At 60.2% G+C, this 22,989-nt stretch carries 22 protein-coding genes; 9 read left to right on the plus strand and 13 right to left on the minus strand.

Annotation, left to right across the window (positions count from 1 at the left end; translation table 11 throughout):
- The first annotated feature begins 59 nt into the window (after nucleotides 1-59).
- On the plus strand, nucleotides 60-971 hold the full coding sequence (locus tag QDT79_RS14500; RefSeq protein WP_033638269.1) for a LysR family transcriptional regulator: 912 nt from the start codon (nucleotides 60-62) through the stop codon (nucleotides 969-971).
- A gap of 167 nt (nucleotides 972-1,138) precedes the next feature.
- Nucleotides 1,139-2,161, plus strand: coding sequence for an alcohol dehydrogenase catalytic domain-containing protein (locus QDT79_RS14505; protein ID WP_308316653.1), 1,023 nt, complete (start codon nucleotides 1,139-1,141; stop codon nucleotides 2,159-2,161).
- A gap of 64 nt (nucleotides 2,162-2,225) precedes the next feature.
- On the opposite strand, the gene pckA is transcribed toward QDT79_RS14505, so the two are convergent.
- Nucleotides 2,226-3,845, minus strand: a complete 1,620-nt coding sequence (pckA, locus tag QDT79_RS14510) for a phosphoenolpyruvate carboxykinase (ATP) (protein ID WP_107226905.1) — start codon at nucleotides 3,843-3,845, stop codon at nucleotides 2,226-2,228.
- A gap of 432 nt (nucleotides 3,846-4,277) precedes the next feature.
- On the opposite strand from pckA, the gene QDT79_RS14515 reads away from it, so the two are divergent.
- Nucleotides 4,278-5,621 (plus strand): 2-hydroxycarboxylate transporter family protein, encoded by a 1,344-nt coding sequence (locus tag QDT79_RS14515; protein WP_063989650.1) that lies wholly within the window; start codon nucleotides 4,278-4,280, stop codon nucleotides 5,619-5,621.
- Nucleotides 5,622-5,953: 332 nt separating this feature from the next.
- Nucleotides 5,954-7,372 carry a serralysin family metalloprotease gene (locus QDT79_RS14520; RefSeq protein ID WP_063989652.1) on the plus strand — a complete coding sequence of 473 codons (1,419 nt, stop codon included), beginning with the start codon at nucleotides 5,954-5,956 and terminating at the stop codon, nucleotides 7,370-7,372.
- Nucleotides 7,373-7,518: 146 nt separating this feature from the next.
- On the opposite strand, the gene QDT79_RS14525 is transcribed toward QDT79_RS14520, so the two are convergent.
- Complete coding sequence (locus tag QDT79_RS14525; RefSeq protein WP_004931526.1) at nucleotides 7,519-7,728, minus strand: hypothetical protein; 210 nt, start codon at nucleotides 7,726-7,728, stop codon at nucleotides 7,519-7,521.
- Nucleotides 7,729-7,885: 157 nt separating this feature from the next.
- Between QDT79_RS14525 and QDT79_RS14530 the strand changes: the two genes are divergently transcribed.
- Nucleotides 7,886-8,038, plus strand: a complete 153-nt coding sequence (locus QDT79_RS14530) for a hypothetical protein (protein WP_172837472.1) — start codon at nucleotides 7,886-7,888, stop codon at nucleotides 8,036-8,038.
- A 38-nt stretch (nucleotides 8,039-8,076) separates the two neighbouring features.
- On the opposite strand, the gene yniD is transcribed toward QDT79_RS14530, so the two are convergent.
- Nucleotides 8,077-8,169 (minus strand): small membrane protein YniD, encoded by a 93-nt coding sequence (gene yniD / locus QDT79_RS14535; RefSeq protein ID WP_016928013.1) that lies wholly within the window; start codon nucleotides 8,167-8,169, stop codon nucleotides 8,077-8,079.
- A 334-nt stretch (nucleotides 8,170-8,503) separates the two neighbouring features.
- On the opposite strand from yniD, the gene QDT79_RS14540 reads away from it, so the two are divergent.
- Both QDT79_RS14540 and QDT79_RS14545 read left to right on the plus strand, forming a co-directional pair.
- Nucleotides 8,504-8,896: an ASCH domain-containing protein gene (locus QDT79_RS14540; protein ID WP_049295454.1), complete on the plus strand. Its 393-nt coding sequence runs from the start codon at nucleotides 8,504-8,506 to the stop codon at nucleotides 8,894-8,896.
- A gap of 4 nt (nucleotides 8,897-8,900) precedes the next feature.
- Entirely contained in the window at nucleotides 8,901-9,500 is a 600-nt protein-coding gene (locus QDT79_RS14545) for a C39 family peptidase (RefSeq protein ID WP_063989653.1), read from the plus strand.
- Nucleotides 9,501-9,555: 55 nt separating this feature from the next.
- On the opposite strand, the gene QDT79_RS14550 is transcribed toward QDT79_RS14545, so the two are convergent.
- The 10 genes from QDT79_RS14550 to yebS all read right to left on the minus strand — a co-directional run bounded on the left by QDT79_RS14550 (nucleotide 9,556) and on the right by yebS (nucleotide 21,420).
- Nucleotides 9,556-9,795: a DUF1480 family protein gene (locus QDT79_RS14550; protein ID WP_063989654.1), complete on the minus strand. Its 240-nt coding sequence runs from the start codon at nucleotides 9,793-9,795 to the stop codon at nucleotides 9,556-9,558.
- Nucleotides 9,796-9,930: 135 nt separating this feature from the next.
- Entirely contained in the window at nucleotides 9,931-10,863 is a 933-nt protein-coding gene (locus QDT79_RS14555; protein WP_063989655.1) for a Csu type fimbrial protein, read from the minus strand.
- Between the two features lie 20 nt (nucleotides 10,864-10,883).
- Nucleotides 10,884-13,304, minus strand: a complete 2,421-nt coding sequence (locus tag QDT79_RS14560; RefSeq protein WP_172837477.1) for a fimbria/pilus outer membrane usher protein — start codon at nucleotides 13,302-13,304, stop codon at nucleotides 10,884-10,886.
- 67 nt (nucleotides 13,305-13,371) lie between these two features.
- Nucleotides 13,372-14,136, minus strand: coding sequence for a fimbrial biogenesis chaperone (locus tag QDT79_RS14565; RefSeq protein WP_063989656.1), 765 nt, complete (start codon nucleotides 14,134-14,136; stop codon nucleotides 13,372-13,374).
- Nucleotides 14,137-14,160: 24 nt separating this feature from the next.
- Nucleotides 14,161-14,709, minus strand: coding sequence for a Csu type fimbrial protein (locus QDT79_RS14570; protein WP_165384381.1), 549 nt, complete (start codon nucleotides 14,707-14,709; stop codon nucleotides 14,161-14,163).
- A gap of 5 nt (nucleotides 14,710-14,714) precedes the next feature.
- Nucleotides 14,715-15,218: a Csu type fimbrial protein gene (locus QDT79_RS14575; RefSeq protein ID WP_025302583.1), complete on the minus strand. Its 504-nt coding sequence runs from the start codon at nucleotides 15,216-15,218 to the stop codon at nucleotides 14,715-14,717.
- Nucleotides 15,219-15,220: 2 nt separating this feature from the next.
- The gene (locus QDT79_RS14580) at nucleotides 15,221-15,760 is read right to left on the minus strand and encodes a Csu type fimbrial protein (protein ID WP_063989658.1); all 540 of its coding nucleotides are present in this window, start codon (nucleotides 15,758-15,760) and stop codon (nucleotides 15,221-15,223) included.
- A 274-nt stretch (nucleotides 15,761-16,034) separates the two neighbouring features.
- Entirely contained in the window at nucleotides 16,035-17,471 is a 1,437-nt protein-coding gene (gene rsmF, locus QDT79_RS14585) for a 16S rRNA (cytosine(1407)-C(5))-methyltransferase RsmF (protein ID WP_308316654.1), read from the minus strand.
- 102 nt (nucleotides 17,472-17,573) lie between these two features.
- The gene (locus QDT79_RS14590; protein WP_063989660.1) at nucleotides 17,574-20,204 is read right to left on the minus strand and encodes a PqiB family protein; all 2,631 of its coding nucleotides are present in this window, start codon (nucleotides 20,202-20,204) and stop codon (nucleotides 17,574-17,576) included.
- Entirely contained in the window at nucleotides 20,173-21,420 is a 1,248-nt protein-coding gene (yebS, locus tag QDT79_RS14595; RefSeq protein WP_063990337.1) for a membrane integrity lipid transport subunit YebS, read from the minus strand. The genes QDT79_RS14590 and yebS overlap by 32 nt, the downstream gene beginning before the upstream one ends.
- 255 nt (nucleotides 21,421-21,675) lie before the next feature.
- On the opposite strand from yebS, the gene msrC reads away from it, so the two are divergent.
- Together msrC and proQ are read left to right on the plus strand one after the other, a co-directional pair.
- On the plus strand, nucleotides 21,676-22,173 hold the full coding sequence (gene msrC / locus QDT79_RS14600) for a free L-methionine (R)-S-oxide reductase MsrC (protein ID WP_019454877.1): 498 nt from the start codon (nucleotides 21,676-21,678) through the stop codon (nucleotides 22,171-22,173).
- 96 nt (nucleotides 22,174-22,269) lie between these two features.
- A complete protein-coding gene (gene proQ, locus QDT79_RS14605; RefSeq protein ID WP_308316655.1) occupies nucleotides 22,270-22,980 on the plus strand; it encodes an RNA chaperone ProQ in 711 nt (236 codons plus the stop codon).
- The last annotated feature ends 9 nt before the right edge of the window (nucleotides 22,981-22,989 follow it).

The following is a 22,989-nucleotide window of genomic DNA, read 5'->3' on the forward strand; positions in this document are numbered from 1 at the left end:
CCGCATTCATCTGTGGCATGTTGATTGTTCAATTTATGTCACTATTTTGCGATGCCCCCATGAATGCTGCTTACCCGTTCAAACAGGGCGATCTGTTCGCCTTGACCGTTTTTCTGGCCGTCGCCACCCATCGCAGCTTTCACGCGGCGGCGGTGGAACTGGAAGTGACGCCGTCGGCGGTCAGCCACTCGATAAAGGCTCTGGAGCGACGGCTCGGCGTCAGGCTGCTCAACCGCACCACGCGGAGCGTGGCGCCGACCGAAGCAGGTGAGCGCCTGGCGGAACAGCTGCGTCCGGCGCTGTCGTCCATTTCGCAAGCGTTGCACGAAGTGGATGAATGGCGCGCCACGCCCAGCGGCACGGTGCGCATCAATGCCAGCGAAGGCGCGGTCAGGCTGGTGTTGCGTCCGTTGCTGGCCGGTTTCCTGCGCGAACACCCCCATATCCATCTGGACATCGTCTGCGACGGGAAGCTGAGCGATATCGTTGCCGAGGGGTTTGATGCCGGCATCCGGCTGGCGGAAGCCGTGCCGCAGGACATGATCGCGATGCGCGTCAGCCCGCCTGTGCGTTTCGTCGTCATTGCCGCGCCTGGCTATTTTGCTGCCCGCGGCCGCCCGGCAACGCCACAGGATCTGCTGCACCATAACTGCATCCGCTTTCGCTTCGACAGCGGCACGATTTACCGCTGGGAATTCGAACGCGATGGCGTGAGCGAGTCGATCGGCGTGACCGGCTCGCTCACGCTGACCGATCAGCCTCTGATGGTGGACGCCGCCATTGACGGTATCGGTATTGCTTTCGTGCCTGAACATTTGGCGCTTGAAGCGCTGCACGACGGGCGCCTGGAGCGTGCGCTGGACGCATGGTGTCCGGCTTATCCGGGATTGTGCCTCTACTACTCCGGCCATCGCCACGTTTCGGGCGCGCTGAAGGCGTTGATCGGGTATTTGCGCGCGGCGCAGTCCTGATGCGTGCGCGTTCTGCTTTTGGCTGCGCCTATTAGTGAGCCGTATTCATCTCTACAGTGAGGTTTGCCTGCATTGTTGTGGCGTAGAGCCTGCCTTACGCTCATGAGGAGACGCCGGGCAATCGCCGGGCGCCACAATGCAGCGAGGCGTTGATGATGGAAAAGAAGATGAAAGCGGTGGTTATGACCGGCGCCAACCGGCCCTGGGAAGTTAAGCTGGTGCCGATGCCCCGTGCGGAGCCGGGACAGGTTCTGGTCAAAGTGCACGCCTCGGGCATGTGCTATACCGACGTATGGGCGACGCAAGGATATGGCGGCGATATTTACCCGCAAACGCCCGGTCATGAAGTGGTAGGGGAAGTGGTTGAGGTGGGCGCCGGCGTGCATACGCGGCAGATTGGCGATCGCGTCGGCACCACCTGGGTACAATCGTCCTGCGGCCGTTGCCCGTATTGCCGCGAGAGCCGGCCGCTGACCGGGCAAACGGCGATGAACTGCCCGGCGCCGCGCACCACCGGTTTTTCTGCCCAGGGCGGTCACGCCGAATATATCGCCATCGCCGCCGAAGGCACGGTGTTATTGCCGGATGGGTTGTCCTACATCGATGCCGCACCGATGATGTGCGCAGGCTATACCACCTGGAGCGGGCTGCGTGATGCTGCGCCACAACCGCATGAAACGGTCGCGGTGTTGGGCATCGGCGGGCTGGGACATGTCGCGTTGCAGCTCTCCAAAGCCTGTGGTTTCGACACGGTGGCGATCACCCATTCACCGGACAAACATGCGCTGGCGAAGCAACTGGGCGCCGATCGCATCTTCGTTTCCGGCCAGGCGCTGCGGGAGAGCGGCGGCGCGGACATCCTGCTGGTGACCACCAATGACTTCGACTCCGCACCGGAGGCGATGAGTGGCTTGCGGGTCGATGGTCGCGTCGTGTTGTGCGGGCTGGATTTCAGCAAACCGTTCGCGATCTCTTCCGAAGGTGTACCGTTCCATATGATGCGTCAGCGGGTGATCGGCTCCACCCATGGCGGGCAGCAATACCTGAGTGAAGTGCTGAACCTGGCGGCGAAAGGCAAAGTGAAGCCGATGGTCGAGACTTTCACGCTGGATCAAGCCACGGAGGCTTATGAGCGGCTCGCTTCTGGCAACATGCGCTTTCGCGGCGTTTTCGTGCCGTCGGCGGCGTGAGGCAAGGGCCGAGGGTTCGGCCCTTGCAGACAGGTATGAAGGGCGCCGCGGCGCCCTGATTGTTTTACAGTTTAGGCCCGGCGTTCACCAGTTTTTCACCCGCCGGGGTGACGGTATATTTGGCGAAGTTATCGATAAAGCGCTGCGCCAGATCCTGCGCCTTCTCCTGCCACAGCGATTCGTCGGCGTAAGTTTTGCGCGGATCGAGAATCGACGGATCGACGCCCGGCAGCGCGGTCGGCACGTCTAGCCCGAAGATTGGCAGCGTGAAGGTCTCGGCCTGCTCAATGTCGCCATTCAGAATGGCATCGATAATGCCGCGCGTATCCTTGATCGAAATACGTTTGCCGCTGCCGTTCCAGCCGGTGTTGACCAGGTAAGCCTGGGCGCCGGCGGCCTCCATGCGTTTCACCAGCACTTCGGCGTACTGCGTCGGATGCAGCGTCAGGAATGCGGCGCCGAAGCAGGCGGAGAAGGTCGGCGTCGGCGCGGTGATGCCGCGCTCGGTGCCGGCCAGCTTGGCGGTGAAGCCGGACAGGAAGTGGTACTGGGTCTGCTCAGGCGTCAGGCGCGATACCGGCGGCAGTACGCCGAAGGCATCGGCGGTCAGGAAGATGATCTTGCGCGCATGGCCGGCTTTGGACACCGGTTTGACGATGTTCTCGATGTGATAAATCGGGTAGGAGACGCGGGTGTTCTCGGTTTTGCTGGCGTCGTCGAAGTCGATGCTGCCGTCGGCCAGCACGGTGACGTTTTCCAGCAGCGCATCGCGGCGGATTGCCTGATAGATTTCCGGCTCCGCCTGCGGCGACAGCTTGATGGTCTTGGCGTAGCAGCCGCCTTCGAAGTTGAACACGCCATCGTCGTCCCAGCCGTGCTCGTCATCGCCGATCAGCTGGCGCTTCGGATCGGTGGAGAGGGTGGTTTTGCCGGTGCCGGACAGGCCGAAGAACACCGCCACGTCGCCTTGCTCGCCGACGTTGGCCGAGCAGTGCATCGAGGCGATGCCCTTCAGCGGCAGCAGATAGTTCATGACCGAGAACAGGCCTTTCTTCATCTCGCCGCCGTACCAGGTGCCGCCGATCAGCTGCATGCGTTCCGTCAGGTTGAAGGCGACGAAGTTCTCCGAATGCAGCCCTTGCTGTTGCCAGTCCGGGTTGGTGCATTTGGCGCCGTTCATTACCACGAAGTCCGGCTCAAAGTCCGCCAGCTCGGCGTCGCTCGGGCGAATAAACATGTTTTTCACGAAGTGCGCCTGCCAGGCCACCTCGGTGATGAAGCGCACTTTCAGGCGCGTGTCGGCGTTGGCGCCGCAAAACGCGTCCACCACGAACAGACGTTTGCCGGAGAGCTGGTTGCCCACCAACGTTTTCAGATGCTGCCAGACTTCCGGGGAGAGCGGCTGGTTGTCGTTTTTGCCGGTGCCGTTGTCCGACCACCAGACGGTATCGCGCGTGGTGTCGTCGCGCACGATGTATTTGTCCTTCGGCGAACGGCCGGTGAATTCACCGGTCGCGACGTTGACCGCGCCCAGTTGGGTGAGGGTGCCGCGTTCCAGCGGCGGCAGGTCGGCGCGGGTCTCTTCGGCGAACAGCAATTCATAGCTGGGGTTATAGACGATATCGGCGGCCTGATGGATGCCGTAGCGAGCGAGAGTTTGTGGGGTAACAGCGCGTGAAGACATATTCTACTTCCTTATGAGTCATATTATGCCTCTTTCCCGTGCGGTGCCGCGCGCAGGATTAAGGTTCGGATCAAGCTGACCGGATTCAGCTAATGCGTTTCCGGTTCTTTATTAATAAAACAGGGGGCTTTTTCGCCCTCCTATAGCATAGCAGCGAATTTAAACCCGATTACTTTAATTACAAAATGCTGACGATAATTAATTAAAACTAACCTTGGCGGAGGCTCACAATATTGAATTACGCCGGTGTAATTTAGTTTTGCATTTTTATTTTTTATCATATTGTCAGGGCTGTCTACTGTTTTATTTCTTATTAGAAAAAGCGAAATCCACAATAGGATTTTTCGTAATCATTTGTTTTTGCTTGGCTATGGCAAGGTTGTTGCGCCAGGTGAATCTAACCGTACTGTACGCTTGTCAGCAGGGTGAATAATGAAACAGATAAATGCAGAACTGGCCTGTGATAAAAATACGGCATCGTCCGAATCCTCAGGATTAATTAATCAACTTCGTCAAATAGATATCGGTGCGGTGCCGATCGCGTTGTTTATCACGATTTGCGCGATCGTGGCGATTTCCGCCTATGCCAACTTCCTGCCGAAGAATATGATCGGCGGCCTGGCGGTGATAATGACGCTGGGCTTCGCGCTGGCGCAGTTGGGAAAAAGCATTCCCGTGCTGCGCGATATCGGCGGGCCGGCCATTCTGTGTTTGATGGTGCCGTCGGTGCTGGTCTATTTCAATGTCTTCCAGCCCAACGTCATGGGCACGGTTCATTTGCTGATGAAAGACGCCAACCTGTTGTATTTCGTCATCGCCAGTCTGGTGGTCGGCAGCATTCTCGGCATGAACCGGGTGATCCTGATCCAGGGGATGATTCGCATGTTCGTGCCCTTGGTGGTCGGTACGGTGACGGCGGTGATCACCGGGCTGCTGGTGGGCAAGCTGTTCGGTTTTACCTTCTATCACACCTTCTTCTTCATCATCGTGCCGATTATCGGCGGCGGCATCGGCGAGGGGATTTTACCGCTGTCGCTGGCCTATTCGGCGATCCTGGGAGCGACGCCGGACGTCTACGTCGCGCAGCTGGCGCCGGCGGCGGTGCTGGGCAATATCTTCGCCATCGTGACCGCCGGGGTGCTGGCGCGCATCGGCATGCAGCGCAAGACGCTGAGCGGCGACGGCATGCTGATCCGCTCGGCGCAGGAGAACGCGATGTTCGCCATCAAGGAGCAAAGCGGCAACGTCGATTTCCAACTGATGGGCGGCGGGCTGCTGGTGATCTGCGCCTTCTTTATCGTCGGCGGCCTGTTCGAACACATCGTGCATATTCCCGGCCCGGTGCTGATGATCCTGTTTGCGGTGCTGTGCAAGTACTGCCGGGTGATCCCGGCTTCGATGGAAACCGGCGCGCACAGTTTCTACAAGTTCGTCTCCACCGCGCTGGTGTGGCCGCTGATGATCGGTCTGGGCATGCTGTACGTGCCGCTGGAAAGCGTGGTGGCGGTGTTTTCGGTCGGTTATGTGGTGGTCTGCGGCGCGGTGGTGCTGTCGATGGGGCTGGTCAGTTTCCTGATTGCGCCTTACCTGAAGATGTTCCCGGTGGAAGCGGCGATCGTCACCTGTTGTCACAGTGGCCTGGGCGGCACCGGTGACGTGGCGATCCTGTCGGCGTCGAACCGCATGGGGCTGATGCCGTTCGCCCAAATCGCCACGCGCATCGGCGGCGCTTCCACGGTCATCGGCGCGACGCTGCTGCTCGGTTGGTTAGTCTGAGTCCAGAATTTCTTATGGATAGCCGGGGTTGGATTGCCCCGGTTTTTTTATGCGTTTTTTCCGCTTATCGTGATAATGCTGATGATTACCTTGAAAATCATTCGTATGGCGCAAATGCATAGTCGTACTTTATCTAAGAAAATTCTGTACTCGGCGAAAATGTGTCTATTCTTTTCTCTTAAGGGATTATCGTTCTCATTCAGAGTGCCGAGGGAAGGCGCCACCGCATTACCGATATCCCCGTATTGATTCAACACCGGGCCGCTGCCGTTCAGGCAATCCGCCAGTTGGGGCATCCCCCCGATTGAATTGACGAATATGGAGATAAGGTTATGTCATCAAGCAATGCTTCCGTTAAGGCCGAAGGCGTATTAGCCCTGCTGGGCGCTTATAAACCCGATGAAGACGACACCATTACCGTGCTTCACCCGTCGAAAACGTTCGAAAACGCCGGCCTGGAGCTGGTGCGCGGCGATCGCAGTTGGCACGACAAGGGTGTGACCGACACGCCGGTCTCCCTGACCTTCAGCTTCTGGGAACAGGCGCCGAGCAACATGTCGAGCATGGGCATCAGCGGCTTCCGCAGCTTTAACGCCGAACAGCGCGAGCAGGCCAAACTGTCGTTACAGTCATGGTCCGACGTGGCCAATATCACCTTTACCGAAACCAGCAACACCGCCGCCGCCAATATCAAATTCGGCCTGTTCGACTACAGCTCGCGCGGCTCCTATGCCTTTGCGTATAACCCGGACACCTCGCCTTCGGTTGCCGGGCAAACCTGGTATAACGCCAAGAACCACACCTTCGTCAACAACCAGATCCATGAGAATGAGTACGGTCGCCAGACCTTCACCCATGAAATCGGCCATGCGCTGGGGCTGCAGCATCCGGGCGACTATAACGCCGCGCCGGGCGTCAGCATCACCTACGGCAAGGATGCGACCTATTTCGAGGACAGCCGCGCCCACAGCGTGATGAGCTATTTCAGCGAAAGCAACACCGGGCAGGACTTTAAAGGCGCTTACTCTTCCGGGCCGCTGCTCAACGACATCACGGCGATCCAGCACTTCTACGGCGCCAACATGAATACCCGCACCGGCGATACGATCTACGGTTTCAATTCCAATACCGATCGCGACTTCCTCACCGCCACCGGCGCGCAGGACAAGATTGTCTTCACCGCCTGGGATGCCGGCGGTAACGACACCTTCGACTTCTCCGGCTTCAGCCAGAATCAGCGCATCAACCTGAATGAAAAAGCGTTCTCGGACGTTGGCGGCCTGAAAGGCAACGTGTCTATCGCCGCGGGCGTGACGATTGAAAACGCCATCGGCGGATCGGGCAACGATGTGCTGGTGGGCAACGCCGCCGATAACGTGCTCAAGGGCGGCGCGGGCGATGATGTGCTGTACGGTGGTAAAGGGGCGGATCAGCTGTGGGGCGGCGCCGGCAAGGACACCTTCGTCTATTTCGCGGCGGATGAGTCGACGGCGGCGGCGCCGGATTGGATCCGCGACTTCGTGCGCGGTGAAGACAAGATTGATCTGACGCTGTTCAACACCGGCAGCGCCGACGGCATTCGCTTCGTCGATCAGTTCAGCGGCAAGGCGGGTGAAGCGATGCTGAGCTATGACGCGCAAAATCACGTGAGCGACGTGGCGATCAATCTGGGCGGCGCCTTTGGCGGCAGCGATTTTCTGGTGAAAGTGGTGGGGCAGCCGCTGGATGCCGGCGATTTCGCGCTGGCGTAATGCAGGCAACAAAAATAGGGCGTTTGGGGTAAAAACCCGACAATTCCTATTAATTACGTCATATTAGCGTGACATAGTAGCGCGCAGAAGGCCGGGCTTGCATACCTCGGGCTTCTGTCGGATCGCCAACCTTTTCGGTTGGCGATTCATTTTCCGCCTTTCAGCATGTTGATGGCGGCGCCGAGCAGGATGCGCCGTTCGATATCGTTGCTGTCCGCCAACTGCCGCGCCAGATGTTTTTCCAGCGTTTCCACCGACAGTGCTTCGCCACGATGGCGCAGCTGCATCACGCCGTCGCCGATCAGGCGTGCGACCTCATCCCATACGGGTTTAATCTCCTGTTCCGAGAACGTCATGGCCTACCTCGGCTGGTTGATTTTTGCCCAATGTAGCAGCTGAACTGCGGCTTCGCTACCGGCTGCCTAAAACAGGAAGCATAAAAAACAAGCCATCAGTATTTCTTCTGGTTTTTACGCTCAATACTTGCAGTGTCGAAAAGCAGGAGAAAACATCATGAACTGGGTCGAAACCTTGGCGGAGTACTACCGCCTGAGCCGCACGGGTGAAACGCAGCATTGGCTGTGCCGCCGCTGGTTACCGCAGGGGGAGGCGCGTTTGGCCTATTTGCGGGAGTTGTTGGAGCCGACCGCGCCGCGGTGGCGGTGAACAGGGCGCCGGCGCTTGGCCGGCGTCGTTTCGCGAGATTAACCGAAGGCGATCGCCGCCCAACGCAACAGCAGCAACGCCAGGCAGATCAGCAGCAGCACCACCACCATTTTACTGAGTTTGTTGCCCATGCGTTTTGTTGCCACGTTGCCCCCTTAACTGAAGTACCACCCGCCGACGAGGGCGATGAGGAAAAGCGTCACCAGGGCAACGCCGTTGAGTAAATCGCGAAGGTATCGTCAGCATCGATGTCGTTTTGCCGCATGTTGCCGCCTGGCGGTTGCCATTGGGTGAATAATGTCCACAGTATGCGCCCGGCAGCGCGGCCGGCACAGCGAAGAACGGTAAAAACGCGTAAAGGCGGCGGTGGCCAAACGCGCAGTCGCGCTTGCGACGGATGCAGACGGCCGGCAATACGTTGTACTATCCTGTCTGCATTGATGCATTTTTCCTAAAGGTATAATCATGGCGACGGCAATTCCACAGAAATACGAACACCTTGAGCGCTGGGCGTTCGGCGATACCGAGCAGCAGGCCGATGAAGTGGTGCAATTGATCCTCAATGGCACCAAAACGGCCACCTGTTCCAACCTGGACGGCGAAGGGATCCCGCAGGCCGGCGATCTGTTCCTGGTGGTGGACGGTAAAGGTGAACCGGTCTGCGCGGTTGAACTGACCGCGGTGGAAATGAAAACTTACGATCAGGTCGATGAAGCGCACGCCTTTGCCGAAGGCGAAGGCGATCGTTCGCTGGCGCATTGGCGCAAAGAGCTGCAGCGCTTCTTCGAAGAGTATGACTTGTTTTCGCCGGACATGACGCTGGTGCTGATGAATTTCAACGTCGTCGACAAGTTCTAAACGGATGCGCGCCGTTCCCTACGAATGCCAGTGGGCAAGCCCGGAGCTGGCCGCCGATCTGATCGCCGGCCGCGCGACGCTGGCGCAAGACGAGAATTGGGCGCGCAGCGGCGCCCGCGATCGGGCGGAGTACGCCGAGTGGGCCAACCACGTGTGCGGCATGGCCTGCCTGAAAATGGTGCTGAGCCACCGCGACGGCGAAGCGCCGCCGCTGCTGGAGCTGGCGCGGCGCAGCCTGCCTTACGGCGCCTATGTGCGCGAGGGGGAGCGAATCAAAGGGCTGATTTACGCGCCGTTCGTCGAGTACGTGCGCGAACAGTTTGCGCTGCAAGCGGAGGTGAAGGTGGGGCTGGAGGCCGCTGACGTGCCGGCGCTGCTCAGCGAATACTGTTACTTTATCGCCTCGGTGCATCCCTCCATTCGCCGGCCCGAGAGCCTGCCGCCGCAGCGGGGTGGGCATCTGGTGCTGATCACCGCCGCCGATGCGCACAGCGTGACCTTCCACAACCCTTCGGGCGACAGCCCGGCGACGCGCGAACGGGTACAGTTGCCGCTCAGCCGCTTCGCCCCTTTCTTTGCCGGCCGCGGTATCGCCATCGCATAAAAAAACGCGCTGTTTCCGATGAAAACAGCGCGTCGTCAGCAGTTCTGTTGCATTTTCATGCCAGCCGCATCACCCAGGCGTCCGACTGCCGGTCGTAGTGCTGCTTGTACAGCAGCGACTGCTTGCCGTCGAGGATCGCCGGAATACTGGTGTGTTCATCCCAGCCGTCCAGCTGCATGCACAGATCCGGATCGGACTTGCAGGGAATGCTCAGGGTGCCGGCACGATCGGCGCCGGCGTGAAGATGCGCGTCATCGACCTCGAAGCTGCCAATTTTTACGACGGTTTTGCTCATGGGAACTCCTTGCTCAATGGTGTGGTAGGAGGTTAGACCAGTAAGGTCATCGGTATGAGCATAGCCAAATGAGCAAAAAATGCCACATAAAAATTACATTTTGGAAACAATTTCCACGGCGACAAAACACAACGCCTAGTACTCCACCACAAAACTGAGGTTGTCTTGATAGCTGCCGACCGCCACTTCCGTCTGCGCCGCATTGACCGCCGCCTTATACGGGATGCTTTGCGCCAGCCCGGTGCCGGCGCCGCTCTGTTTGTTGGTGCTATCCCAAACGGTCGTCGTATTAGGCAAGTAAATCTGGTACTGCATGAAATTGCTGGTGCCGCTTTTCATCCGCCGCCACCCGGTGACGGGGTTATTGCCGTTGGTGAAATAGGTGTTGTATCCCTCGGTTTTGGTGCAGGTCAGGGTGATGCTCTGATTGACAGGATTGAACTGCCCGACCAACGCCATGCTGCCAAAGTTGACGTTGGGGGCGGTGCCGATCAGGCAGTCTTTGGTGATCGCCACGGTGACAGTGACGGTGCTGGCCTGGTTGACACCGTCCCACCAGATGCACAGCCCGATCAGACCCAGGCCACAGATATGGTAGTTCCAGATCAGGTTGATGCTGTCGGTATAGGTGCCTGCGCGCACGTTGGCGCCGGCGGTGGTTTTGATATACAGCGGAAAGTTGACGTTGGAGGAAATCAGGATCAGCGACAGCAGGTTCAGCGAGCTGTAGTCGATGGTTTGGCCGATGCTGTAGGGATATTGGTAGTTGGCGTCGGGGTAGATCAGGTAAGCGATTTTATCGCCGGAACCGTCGGTGTTGGCGACCGCCATATTGTTGGTGGTGGAGGCGATCTTGACCGTAACGGTGTTTTGCGTGAGCAAACTGAGCCCGAGGCCGGTGCAGTTGAGACCGGCAGTGCCCTGGGCGTTAATCTGCCCGTTGTAGACCACGAAAGAGCTGCTCCCCGGTAAGGTGACGGTGCCGTTGGTGGTGGCGCAGTCAGCGAATGCGCGCTGACAGATCAGCAGCAAGAGGGTTAACAATAAGGCTTTCAATCCCCGAAACATAATGACTCTCCGTCGTTGAATTAGCGGCAGACAACCGGGCCGACGCGCTGGATGCCCTGAGGCTTAGTCAGGCTGAATTCCGCCTGGCACGGCGGGCCGCCGTCGGCCGGGATCACGCTCAGGCGATTGTGTTGTTGCACCGGGTCGATATAGGTCATGCCATCCCAACCCACATAGCTCTGTTGATTGCCGCCAACCACCGCCACCTGGCTGCCGTTGGCCAACGGTTTGCCTTGCTCGTCAACCAGTTCGACGTCGGCGGCGGAGATGGGTTGAATAGGGAACTCAACCAGAAAACCGCTGTGATCGCGAATGGCGACGGTTTTCTCCACCGTCGGCAGCGCGACGTCGGCGGGCAGGCTGAGCGGATCAATCTGGAATTTCGCATGGTAGTAAGAGGTGACGGTCGGCACCAGCAAATAGCCCTGGGCATCGGTCTTGCCGATCATCTGGTTCTCATAGCTCACCGGAATGTCGGCGTATCCTTGCGTGGACACCAACGCAAAGGCGTCGTTGATGGTGTTGGTGGCGTACACGCCGCCGTTCATCGCCACCAGCGAACCGCTGATTTCTCCCCAGTGGTTGGTCTCATCGCGGGTGCCGTATATGCCAGCTCGAGCTTCGAGCCTGCGGGTGCGCCAGGTCAGATCCGCCTGGCGGTAATCGCCGCCGCTCGGGTTATTGGCGTAGGCCAGATTCCAGCCGAAACCGCCATCGGTCGGCGCGGCGCGGCTGTAGCTGACGCGTTCGCTCCAGCGGTTGTTGCTGTCGCGCGCGGCACTGAGGCTGGCGGTGCCCCAACTGTCGAACGGAATGGAGAGCTGCAGTTGGGCGCTGTAACCGCTGCTGCCGATTTCCCGGTTCAGCGAGGCGTACAGGCTGCTGTTGCGCCAAAGCGACACACTGTAGGACAGGTTCACAAGGCGGGTTCGTTGGGCGATGGCGTCGCGAACGTCAAAATAACCGGCGCCGAGGCTGCCGAGCCGGCCCAGGCTGACGCTGCCGGTTAACTGATCGGTGCGACGGCTCAGACGGTAGTCGCTTTTATACACGGAAATGTCGCCAAAATCGGCGCTGCGCAGAATGCGTTGCGCGTTGAGGCTGAAACGTTGGTTGCTGTAGGTGTAGCCAAAACTGCTCTGATCGCCGTGATTGCCGGTGTAGCGATAGACGGGCTGGGGATCCGGCTGTTGCAACGGTCTGCCGGTCAGCGGGTCGTAATAAGTGGGGGATTGTATCGGCCGGCCGCCGTTAAACGCCTCGTCGCCCGCCTGGCTGACGCTGTAGGACGCGTTGAGAACCCCCCATTGCCCGACGCGAATGTCGGCGCCGCCGCCGCCGACTGCCAATTCGGCTGCGCCTTCGGCGCGTCCTTCCAGGGTTAACCAATCAGTGACGCCGTAACGTAAGCTGGCGCTGCCTACCCATTGCCCGTAATCGGCAGAATTCAACCCGTAGTTGCGCCGCAGCAAGCCGGTGGAAATGCTGAAATCGCTCATGCCAGTCTGCAGCAGGTTGCTGGCCACGTAGAACGGTACCGTGGTGCTGACCTGGCGGCCGAGGGCGTCAGTGGTGACGACGGTGGCCTGACCCGCGCCGTTAATGTAGGGCACGCTGTTGAGGGTGAATGGCCCGGGATTGATGTTGGTGGTGCTGTTTTTATAGCTGTTGATGTATAAATCGACGCTACTGGGCAATGCCGCCTGGCCGGAAAACTGCGGCAGCGGGTAGGTGATAAGATCCGGGCGCACCGCGAAATTGCGCGCCAATTGCAAGCCGCCGATGCGCACGGCGCTGCTCCAGGGGAGCGAGCCGGTGGTAAGGTCACCGGCGATCACACTCAGCATCCGCTGGTCATCGTTGAAACGCCAATAGCTGTCGTACCGAATATAGCGGCCGCCATCGTCGTTTGGCCCGCCGTTAAACCCGCTGCGGTAGATGCCGGTGTTGGCGATGACGCCGAATCCGTCGAACAGCCGCTGCTCGCTCCACGCCGACAGGTAGCCCGGCCGGCCATTGCCGTTGCTTTGGCTGGCATAGATGTCGTAGTTGAACAGCAAACCCAGGCTGCTTTGCGCCGGCAAGCGCTGCAACGGTGAATGGGCACCGATGGTTTGCTGCGGCAACCAGTCGTTGGGCACGTTGATCAGCAACTGCTGGCTCTCGCCGCTGTAGCTGACATCCACCTTCTCCAGCCGATCGACGGCGATTTCTTTCGCCTGTTTATCCGCTACCGGCAGCCCGGCGTCGAGCAGTTGCTGGGGCGTCATGTAGTAATGGCCGCCGCGGTAGTTGACGGGCACGACGTTGCCGGTTTGGCGCCCGTTGACGACCGGCTCCAGATACAGCGTGGTGTCCGGCATGCTGACGGCGCGGGGGGGCGGCGGCAGATCGTCGCCGAGCGCAAACGGCAGCCAGCCGCCGGCCGCCATGCTCAGCATGGCAAACGCCAGCGGCTTAAGGCTCAAGCGCCGCGTCGATAGCCTCCCTGTCGGCTGCACCTGGGCCTCAATGAGACGGAATGGCTACGGGCTGTTTGTTGTCATTGACCGTGGCCATCAGCTTGCCGCTGCTGAAACCGCCGGCGGGCGGCAAGGCGAAGCGCATCTGCGAACCGGGCAGCACATATCCCATCAGGCCGGGATTCAGGCTGCGGCCTTGCAGCGTCACTTTCGAAATACGGGCATGCACTGCGCCTTGATTTCGCACCTCCAGCCAGCGTTCGCTGCTTTGCTGCTGTAGACGATAGCTGAGCCGGGGTTGGCTGGCGGTCGCGTAATCGCGCGGTTTTTCGCTGTCCTGCTTGGTCCAAATGCCCTTGCCGCTGACGAACAGCGGCACCGAGTAGCGCATCTGGAATTTCAGCCCCATCTCCGCACCGCCGGGGGCGGCATCCGAGGATTGTTCTTTCACCGGCACTTCATCGACCAAAATGCGGTAGGCGCGCTCCTGTCCCGCCGGCGGGGCCGACTGTTTGATCAGGCGTATCAGCTGGCGTTTGCCTGGCGCGATCGACGCCACCGGCGGGCTGGCGATCACGTCGCTTTGGTTGCTGTAATCGTCTTTGCCGGCGGTTTGCTGCCAACCCAACACGCGAATTTGCATATAGACCGGTTTGCTGTCGCGATTTTCCAGCCACAGCGCGGTAGCCTGCTGTTGATCTTCAATCACCGGATCGATTGGCCAGATAAGAATGGAAGCCGCGGCCAGGGCGTGCTGCTGGCTTGCCAGGAGCAAGGCTGCCGTTAACGGCAGACGGAAGGGTATGCGCATAACTCAATCCTTATTGCAAAAAACTTAATAAGTGACCGTCAACAAGACCGTATCGCTGTAAACGCCACTGGTGGGCAGGGTACTGGTCGAAAACAGACGGGCGTAAACCTTGATTTCTTGCGTGCTGCCGGTGGCGGCGACGGTCTGCGCCGCGCCGCCGTTGGCGCCATCTCCCCAAAGGGTGGCGTAGTTGCTGTCTTGATAAAGTTGATACAGCAGCGTTTCCGATGTGACGGCGTTCTGTAATTTTCTGCCGCCGGCGATGGATCCGGTTACATGATTGCCGACGCCGAAGGCCAGCGTAACGCTCAGCCCCGGGTTGCAGCGAAACAGCACCGAACCGGCGCCGCTGCTGGAGACGACGCTGACTGCGTTGCTCAGCGAGGACAGTTGGCCGAAGTTCAGGGTGCCGAAGGTGGTCACGTCACTGACGCCGCTGCCCAATACGCAGCCTTTTACCACGGTTGCATTGACGGTGAACGGCTGGCTTTTGGTCAAGTCGTTGACGCCGGTATCGCTTTGGGCCGGGGAAAGCGGCAGGCAGAACAGCAAACCGCAAATTGGAGCGCGCATCGTCATTACCAATTGATCGTGACCTGTACCGTATCGGTGTAGCTGCCTGTCGGGGGCGTGGACTGCGCCGGAATCATGCCATAGACCGGCAGCCAGTTGTCCGAACCGTTGGCGGTTTGTGACACGCCCGTCAGATTATCCCAAATGGTGCTGTGGGCGGCGTTGGTGTACAGGTTGTAATTCACCCGTTGGCCGGCCGCGCTTTGCAGGTAGCGGGCAGCGGTATTGCCGCTTTGCCCGCCGCCAAGCAGAACGCTGTAGCTGGTGCCGTTGGTGCATTTCACCCGAATGGCGCCGGCGTTTTGCTGCCCGGCGACGCTGGTTGCGGTGCTGAGAAAATACAGCGTGCCGAAATTCAGCGTGCCGAAGCTGACGTTGCCGCCTGAGCTGCTGCCGGCTTCACAGGCGCTGAGCAAGGTCGCGCTGACGCCAAGGGTCGCCGTTTTGCTGTCGGCCTGCGCCAACAGGCTGCACGCCCATAATCCGCAGCAGCAAAGCGCGCGCCGCACCGTTACCAGGTGACCGTCATCGTGACGGTATCGTTATAGGTGTCCGCCGCCGGGGTGGAACCGGCCGCCGGTACGCGGCCATACACGATCAGCGGAACGGCGGCGCCGGTGCCGGTGCCGGTCAGCGCGTTGGCACCACTGCCCCAGGAGGTGGTGCGCGCGGCATCCTGGTAAAGGTTATAGCTGATGAATGCGCCTGCCGTGCTGGCCATGCGGCGTTGGGTGCCTGAAGTGACGTGGAGCCCGTTGTCCAGCGCCACCGTGTAGTCTGTGCCGGTGGTGCAGGTCAATGACAGCGTACCGGCCCCCCCTGCGCCGGTGGCGCTGGCGTCGATAATGTTGGCCAGTGAAGAGTAAGTGCCGAAGCTGATGGAGCCGAAGTCGTTGACGGAACCGCTGCTGTTGCCGCCCCCCACGACGCAACCGGCGCCGATGGTTAGCGTCACGCCTAACGTGCCTTGAATGGTGCCTGCTGCGTTAGCCGCGCCGTTGGCGCACAGCAGGGTTGCTACCGAGGTCAATGCCATCAGAGTTTTTTTCATCTTATATTCCTTGCCGTATGAGAGAAAGCCCGCAAAGACACCACCCAGAGGTGGGTTGAACGTATTCATTTAGCTGCACTTTAATTAATAGAATAAGAATCGGGAATTGTCTTGATGAAAGCGAGAAACTTTTTATTCTCACCCCACGGCTGACGGGGCTTGTAGGCGAGGTATACCGATAAAGTGAAATGATTAGAATAATAACGAACGGCGATGGGAATATTATTAGCGTTATTTTATCGCCGGGGAGCGTCATTCCCCGGCGCGATATTGTTTACAGGTGGAAGTCCAGCGCGCCATCGCGCACCAGCTCGCGCGGCAGGTTGTTCTTGATGCGGCTGCCGATGCGCTTGGCGATGCCCAACGGCTGGCCCTGGTAGGTGACGATGCATTCATCGCCGGCCGGCGGCTGCTCCGGGTAGAGATCGCGGCCGTGATACCACTCCTGTGCCAGCGTGGCGTCCAGCTCGAAATGCGGTTTGCCGCCGGTGCCGGCCAGCGCGATCGCCGCCTCGTGCTGCCAGCGGAAACCTTTCGGGAAACGTTCGGCCAGCTTGAGGCCGATACGCGAGAAACGCACTTTACCGAACAGCGGTTCCAGCTCGGCCGGAAACAGCCAAATCTCCTTGTCGCGCTCCCACAGCCGGCTGTCATCGCCCCAGGTTAAGCCGGATGCGGCGGCGGCTTGGGCGACCAGCGCCGCCTCTTTGCCCGACAGCGGGCTGAACGGGAACTTCCCGACTTTATAGGTCGGCTTCGCCAACGGCGCTACGGCGTGCTGTTTGCGCAGGCGGGCGACGAAAAACCCTTCACTGTCGTAAATCTGTGGGAAGACGTGCAGAAAGCCTTCGGCGGTCAACGCCTTGTCGGCGCCGGGGAACAGCTCTGCCAGCGGCTCGACGCTGACCGCGTCGCCATAGGTATCCAGCAGCCAATGCACCACCTGCTGATTTTCCTGCGCATTGAGCGTGCAGGTGGAATAAACCATCACGCCGCCCGGTGCCAGCGCATGAAACGCGCTGTCGATCAGCTCGCGCTGGGTGGCGGCGATCTCGGCGACGCTGTCCGGCGACCAGTTGTTCATGGCGTCCGGATCCTTGCGTACCACGCCTTCGCCGGAGCAGGGGGCGTCGAGCAGAATGGCGTCGAAGCTCTCCGGCAGCGCGGCGCCGAACACCCGGCCGTCAAAGTGGGTCAGCGCGGTGTTCTTCACGCCACAGCGGCTGATATTGGCGTGCAGCACTTTCACCCGGCTGGCGGAGTATTCGTTGGCGACGATGCCGCCCTGGTTGCCCATCAACGCGGCGATCTGGGTGGTTTTGGAGCCCGGCGCCGCCGCCACGTCCAGCACCCGAGTCGGCGCTGCGTTGCCCGCGAACAGCGCACTGACCGGCAGCATCGAACTGGCCTCCTGAATGTAGAACAGACCGCTCAGGTGTTCGGCGGCGCTGCCTAATCGCAGCTCTTCATCGTCGCGCTCGATCCAGAACCCTTCCGCGCACCAGGGAATAGGCTCCAGTCGCCAGTCGTAACCCTGCACCAGCGCCAGGAAGTCGGCGACGCTGATTTTCAGCGTGTTGACGCGCAGGCTGCGGCGCAGCGGGCGCTGGCAAGCGGCGATAAAATCGTCCATCGCCAGCTCGGCGGGCATGATGGCGCGGGTGGCGTCAAGGAAAGCGGGGGGCAGAAAAACGGCGGTGGATTTGGCCACGGGGCGAACTCTCAGGGTGCAATAAAGACAAGGGCGAGAGTTTATCACAAAGCGGAAAAAAACAGGGCCCGGCAATGCCGGGCCCTGAGGAAAATGCGAAATTTAATCGCGCGGAATGGCGGTGCCCCAGGTTTTCCAGTCCTTTGGCTCTTCCGGATTCAGCAGGAAGTGTTTGTTCGGCGTCGCTTTCGGCGCCAGCGGAATGGTCGGCGGCGTGGCGAAGGCGATACCGCCGCGGATGAACTGCTGGAAGGTGCCGCTCTTGATCACGCCGCCGGTCAGGCCGAACTGCAGGTTGTACCCCGAAGCCAGCCAGAACACGCTGTTATTGCGTACCAGATGCTGATACTTCTTGCTGATGCGCAGCGCGACGTGCACCCGATCGGACATGGCGCCAAGGTAGAAACCGGTGATGGTGCCGACCTCCACACCGCGGAACAGCACCGGCGTGCCGATCTGCAGCGAGCCGGTTTCGGCGGCGTCGAGCACTACGCTCAGGCCGTCGAGATAGCGCGAGTCGGTGATGCTGGCCTGCTGCAACTCGAAGGTGCGCAGCTCGCGCCCGCGCCCCGGCTCCACGTTGATATAAGGCTGGAGCAGGGTATCGAGGTTGCTGACACCGGCGGCGGAGATCTCCGGCGAAACGATCGAGAAGCGGCTGCCCAGGCGCGCGAAGGTCTGCACGTATTCCGGATACAGCACCGCTTTGGCCAACACTTCGTTGCGTTCCGGCGCCAGCTGCAGCGACTCCACCTGACCGACGTCGATGCCGAGGTAGCGCAGCGGCATGCCCGCCGACAGCTTGCTGGCGTCGTAGGTTTTCAGCGTGATTTGGCTGCCCACCGCGCGAGCGGCGGTTTCGCTGGCGTACAGCACGCGGTTGGCGCCTTTGTTCAGCGTCACGCCCTGCAGGTTGTCGAAGCTGATGGCGCCTTTCAGCGCGCGGTTAAGCGGCGAAGCCTGCACCGTCAGCCCGCTGCCGTTGAGCTGCACCTTGGCGCCGCCTTCGGCCCAGAAGATGCTTTCGCGCGTCAGCAGCTTGCGGTATTCCGGGCTGATGTAGACGTCCACCTCAAACTCGTTGGCTTTCGGCCGGACATTGACGATCTCGCCCACCTGGAATTTGCGGTACAGCACCACCGAGCCGGCCTGCACGTCCGGCAGGCTGGTGGCGCTGAGGGTCAGGGTGGTGGCCGGGGCATTGCCGACGATGCCTTCCTCGGCTTTTTCGCTGTTGGCGTACAGCGGGTATTGGCCGCCCGGCTCCCCCTTGCTGCCGGGAATAATGCGCACACCGCCGTCGACCCACTCCTGGGCGCTGGCGCCGAGCACTTCCATGCCGTCGATGCCCAGCTTGACGTCGAGGCGGCTGTTGACCACGAATTTGCTGTCTTTGTGCAGCAGGCCGCGATATTGGGCGTCGATGGCGGCGGTGAACACTACGCCGCCGGCGGTCAGGGTGCGGCTCAGGATCTGGCCGACTTTCACGCCGTGCACCACCAGCGGTTGCCCGACGTCGATGCCGTAGCTTTGCGGCGCATTCAGCGTGACGGTCAGCACGCCCGGCTGTTGTAACAGCGTTTCACTGCTGTCCAGCACGTTGAAGCGCTGCTGCGGCTCGCCTTCGCCCGGAATCAACTCCAGCGTGGTGCCGGTCAGCAGTTGGCTGAGTTTGGCGTCGTTGAGGCTGATGCGCGGGCTGCGCATCACGATACGGGTGCCGCTGCGCATCAGATCGACCACCGAAGGATCGATGGTCAGTTCACCGACCACTTTGCTGTCCTGCTGCAACGTCAGCTTGGTCAGGGTGCCGACCTGCAGCCCCTGGTACATCAGCGGCGTGCGGTTTTCACTCAGGCTGTTGCCGCTCGGCAGATCCAGCAGGATATTGACGCCGCGCTGGCTGTGGGCCAGATCGGGGTACAGAGCATAGCTCTGATCGCCCTTGGCCTGCTGGCCATCGGCCGGCGAATCGAAGGCGATGGCGCCGTTGACCAGCGCCGCCAGGCTCTCCATCTGAACCGTCGCGCCGGACAGGCTGAAGTCGCCCTTGAAGCCGGAGACGTTCCAGAAGCGGCTGTTGCTCTTCACCAGGTTGGCGAAGCGGCGATCGATCAGCACGTCGATGGTCACGCCCTTGTTGCCTTCGCTGATGGTGTAGTCGTACACCTTGCCGACCGGGATTTTACGGTAGTAGACCAGTGAGCCGCTGTTGAGCGAGCCCAGGTCGTCAGCGTGCAGGTGAATCATCAGTTCGCCAGTGTTCAGGCGGTATTTCGGCTGGGTATCAAGCGCGGTGAAGTGGGTTTGCGCTTTGCCGCTGCCGGGCATCATGCCGATATAGTTGCCGCCGACCAGCGCATCGAGCCCGGAGACCCCGGCCAGCGAGGCCTTGGGCGTCACCAGCCAGAACTGGGTGCCTTCGCGCAGCGAGTCTTCCAGATCGCTTTTGATGCTGGCTTCCACCACGATGCTGCGCAGATCTTTGCTCAGGCTGATCTTCTGCACCGTGCCGACCTCAACGCCCTGGTAGCGCACCGGCGTGCGGCCGGCGACGATACCCGCCGCCGATTGGAAATCAATGGTGACGGTGGTGCCGCGCTCCTGGAAATTGTTATAGACCAGCCACCCGGCGATCAGCAGGGCGATGAACGGCAGTAACCAGAACGGTGAAATGCGGCGCTTGTTCTTGACCCGCGCTTCAGTCGGTGTAGTCGGCGTTTCCTGTTGCATGTGCATCCCAAATCAATCGGCTATCCAGCCACTCAACGGCAAGAATAGTCAAAATGACCGCCGAGCCAAAGTAAAACGCGGCCGGTCCCATAGTAAAAGATAACAGCTGGTCGCGGTTTACCAGCGACATCATCAAGGCGATAACGAACAGATCCAGCATCGACCAGCGGCCGATCCAGGTGACCAGGCGCAGCAGACGAATGCGCGTCTTCAGGCTGTGCGAGGTTTTAAAGTGAATGCTGAACAGCAGCGTGATCAGCACGATCACCTTGGTAAAGGGCACCAGCACGCTGGCGATGAACACGATGGCGGCGATCGGCACGTTGCCGGAGGTGGCCAGCGAGACCACGCCGGAGAAGATGGTGTCTTCGAGGCGCACGCCGTTGGCGTAAATGATGGAAATCGGCAGCAGGTTGGCCGGTATCAGCAGGATCATCGCCGCGATCAGTGCCGCCCAGGTTTTCTGCAGGCTGTAAGGCTGGCGGTGGCACATCGGCACGTGGCAGCGCGGGCAGCGGCCGCGCGCGTCGGGATAGCCGGTATAGTGACAGGACAGGCAAATATGCAACGCCGCCGGCGGGCCTTCCGGCTGCTCCTGTGGATAGTAACGCTCCCACAGCTGCTCCAGATTGACATGGATCAGCGTCAGGATGCTGAGCAGGGTGAGCGACAGGTAGGCGATCAGCGCGCTGCCTGCCTGGATATCGGCGTAATCCTGCACCTTGATCGCCGCCACCGCCATGCCGATCAGATAGATGTCCAGCATCACCCACTCTTTCAGCCGTTCCAGCATCAGCAGCACCGGGCGCAGGTTCATGCCGAGCGCGTGGCCGAAGCGCAGGTAGAGCAGCGACAGCGCCAGCGTCAGCGGGGCGCCGAGGGTGCAGAACGCCACCATGCTGGCGGTGAGCGGGTCGCCCTGACGGCTCATCTGCCAGATGCCTTCCAGCAAACTGGCGTCGATGCGCGTGCCGAGCAGGCGGATGCTGATCAGCGGTTCGGTGAAAGCGAACGGCATCAGCAGCAGCATGGCGATCGCCATGGCGGTCAGGCGCGTCATCGACCAGTCGCGGCCGTTCACCACCTTGGCGTTGCAACGCGGGCAATAGGCAGCCTGGTTGCCGCTGAGCGGCGGCAGCACGAACAGCAGGTCGCATTCGCAGCAGCGCTGGTGGCGCGCTTTGGAAAGGGGGGCGGTGATCGCGTGTATTTTCATCTTTGACAAGTCGCTGCCCTTGAGCCCGCCGGAACTGTCAGCGTAGCTGAAAAATAAACCGGCCGCGTCACTGGCGATCGGGCGCCGGACGGTAAAACGAGGTAAACCGGGATTCTGAGCGGCAAACATACCCCGAGCGACAGGGTTTTGTGAAGCAACAGATGATTAACCTTGTGGCTATACGCATTTAATGCTTATTTTATAGGGCCTAAGCTTTGGGCTTCTGGCCATCTTCACTGTTTCAATGGTTATCACATGACAAAAGAACAATTCTACGCGGAATTAAAACGTGACCTGAGCGCGTTGCTCGGCGGGGAGACCAACTTTATCGCGGCGCTGTCCAACGCCAGCGCGTTGATCAACGAGCGTCTGGATGACGTCAACTGGGTCGGTTTCTATCTGATGGAGGGCGACCAGCTGGTGCTGGGGCCGTTCCAGGGCAAGATCGCCTGCGTGCGCATCCCGGTGGGCAAGGGCGTGTGCGGCACGGCGGTGGCGGAAAATCGCGTGCAGCGCGTCGGCGACGTGCATGCGTTCCCGGGTCACATCGCCTGCGATGCGGCCAGCAACGCGGAAATCGTGCTGCCGCTGGCGGTTGGCGGCCGAGCGATCGGCGTTTTGGATATCGACAGCACGGTTTATCAACGCTTCGACGAACAGGACGAAGCGGGCCTGAAAGCAGTGGTGGCGGGGCTTTGTGAGCAACTGGAACAGTGCGACAGTGCGAAATATGTGACTGTGGCGGCAAGTTGATCGACGGTTAACGTGGCAATTACCGATGGCGTCATTATAATGACGCCTGTTCATGCCTGTGGCTTGTTGGCAATACCGTTGTAATCAGGAAATTTCATGGAAAATCAACCTAAGTTGAACTCTAGTAAAGAAGTCATTGCTTTTCTTGCCGAGCGTTTTCCGCTCTGCTTTAGCGCCGAAGGCGAAGCTCGTCCGCTGAAAATCGGTATTTTTCAGGATTTGGTAGAGCGCGTGCAGGGGGAAGAGAATCTCAGCAAAACGCAATTGCGTTCTGCCCTGCGCCTGTACACCTCAAGCTGGCGTTACCTGTACGGCGTCAAGGTTGGCGCGCAGCGCGTCGATCTGGACGGCAATCCGTGCGGTGAACTGGAGCAGCAGCATGTCGATCATGCTCGCCAGCAGCTTGAAGAAGCCAAAGCGCGCGTTCAGGCACAGCGTGCCGAACAAAACGCCAAAAAACGTGAAGCCGCCGGCGAATCCGCCGATGCCGCTCCGCGCCGTCCGCGCCCAGCCGGTAAAAAGCCTGCTGCACGCCGCGAAGGCGGAGCCGCGCCGGAAAACCGCAAGCCGCGCCCACAAACTCGCCCACAGCCCGCTCGCCAACCTCGTGAAGCAAAAGAGGGAAGCCAGCCGCGTTATGCGCCAGTCACGGATATCTCTAAACTGCAAATTGGCCAGGAAATCAAAGTCAGAGCAGGCAAGAGCGCGATGGATGCTACCGTACTCGAAATCGCTAAAGATGGCGTACGTGTGCAGCTCTCTTCCGGTCTGGCGATGATTGTGCGCGCAGAACACTTGCAGTTCTGATACGGAGGC

This window comes from Serratia marcescens (genome assembly GCF_029846115.1).
In the GTDB taxonomy this organism is placed as follows: Bacteria; Pseudomonadota; Gammaproteobacteria; order Enterobacterales; family Enterobacteriaceae; genus Serratia; species Serratia marcescens_L.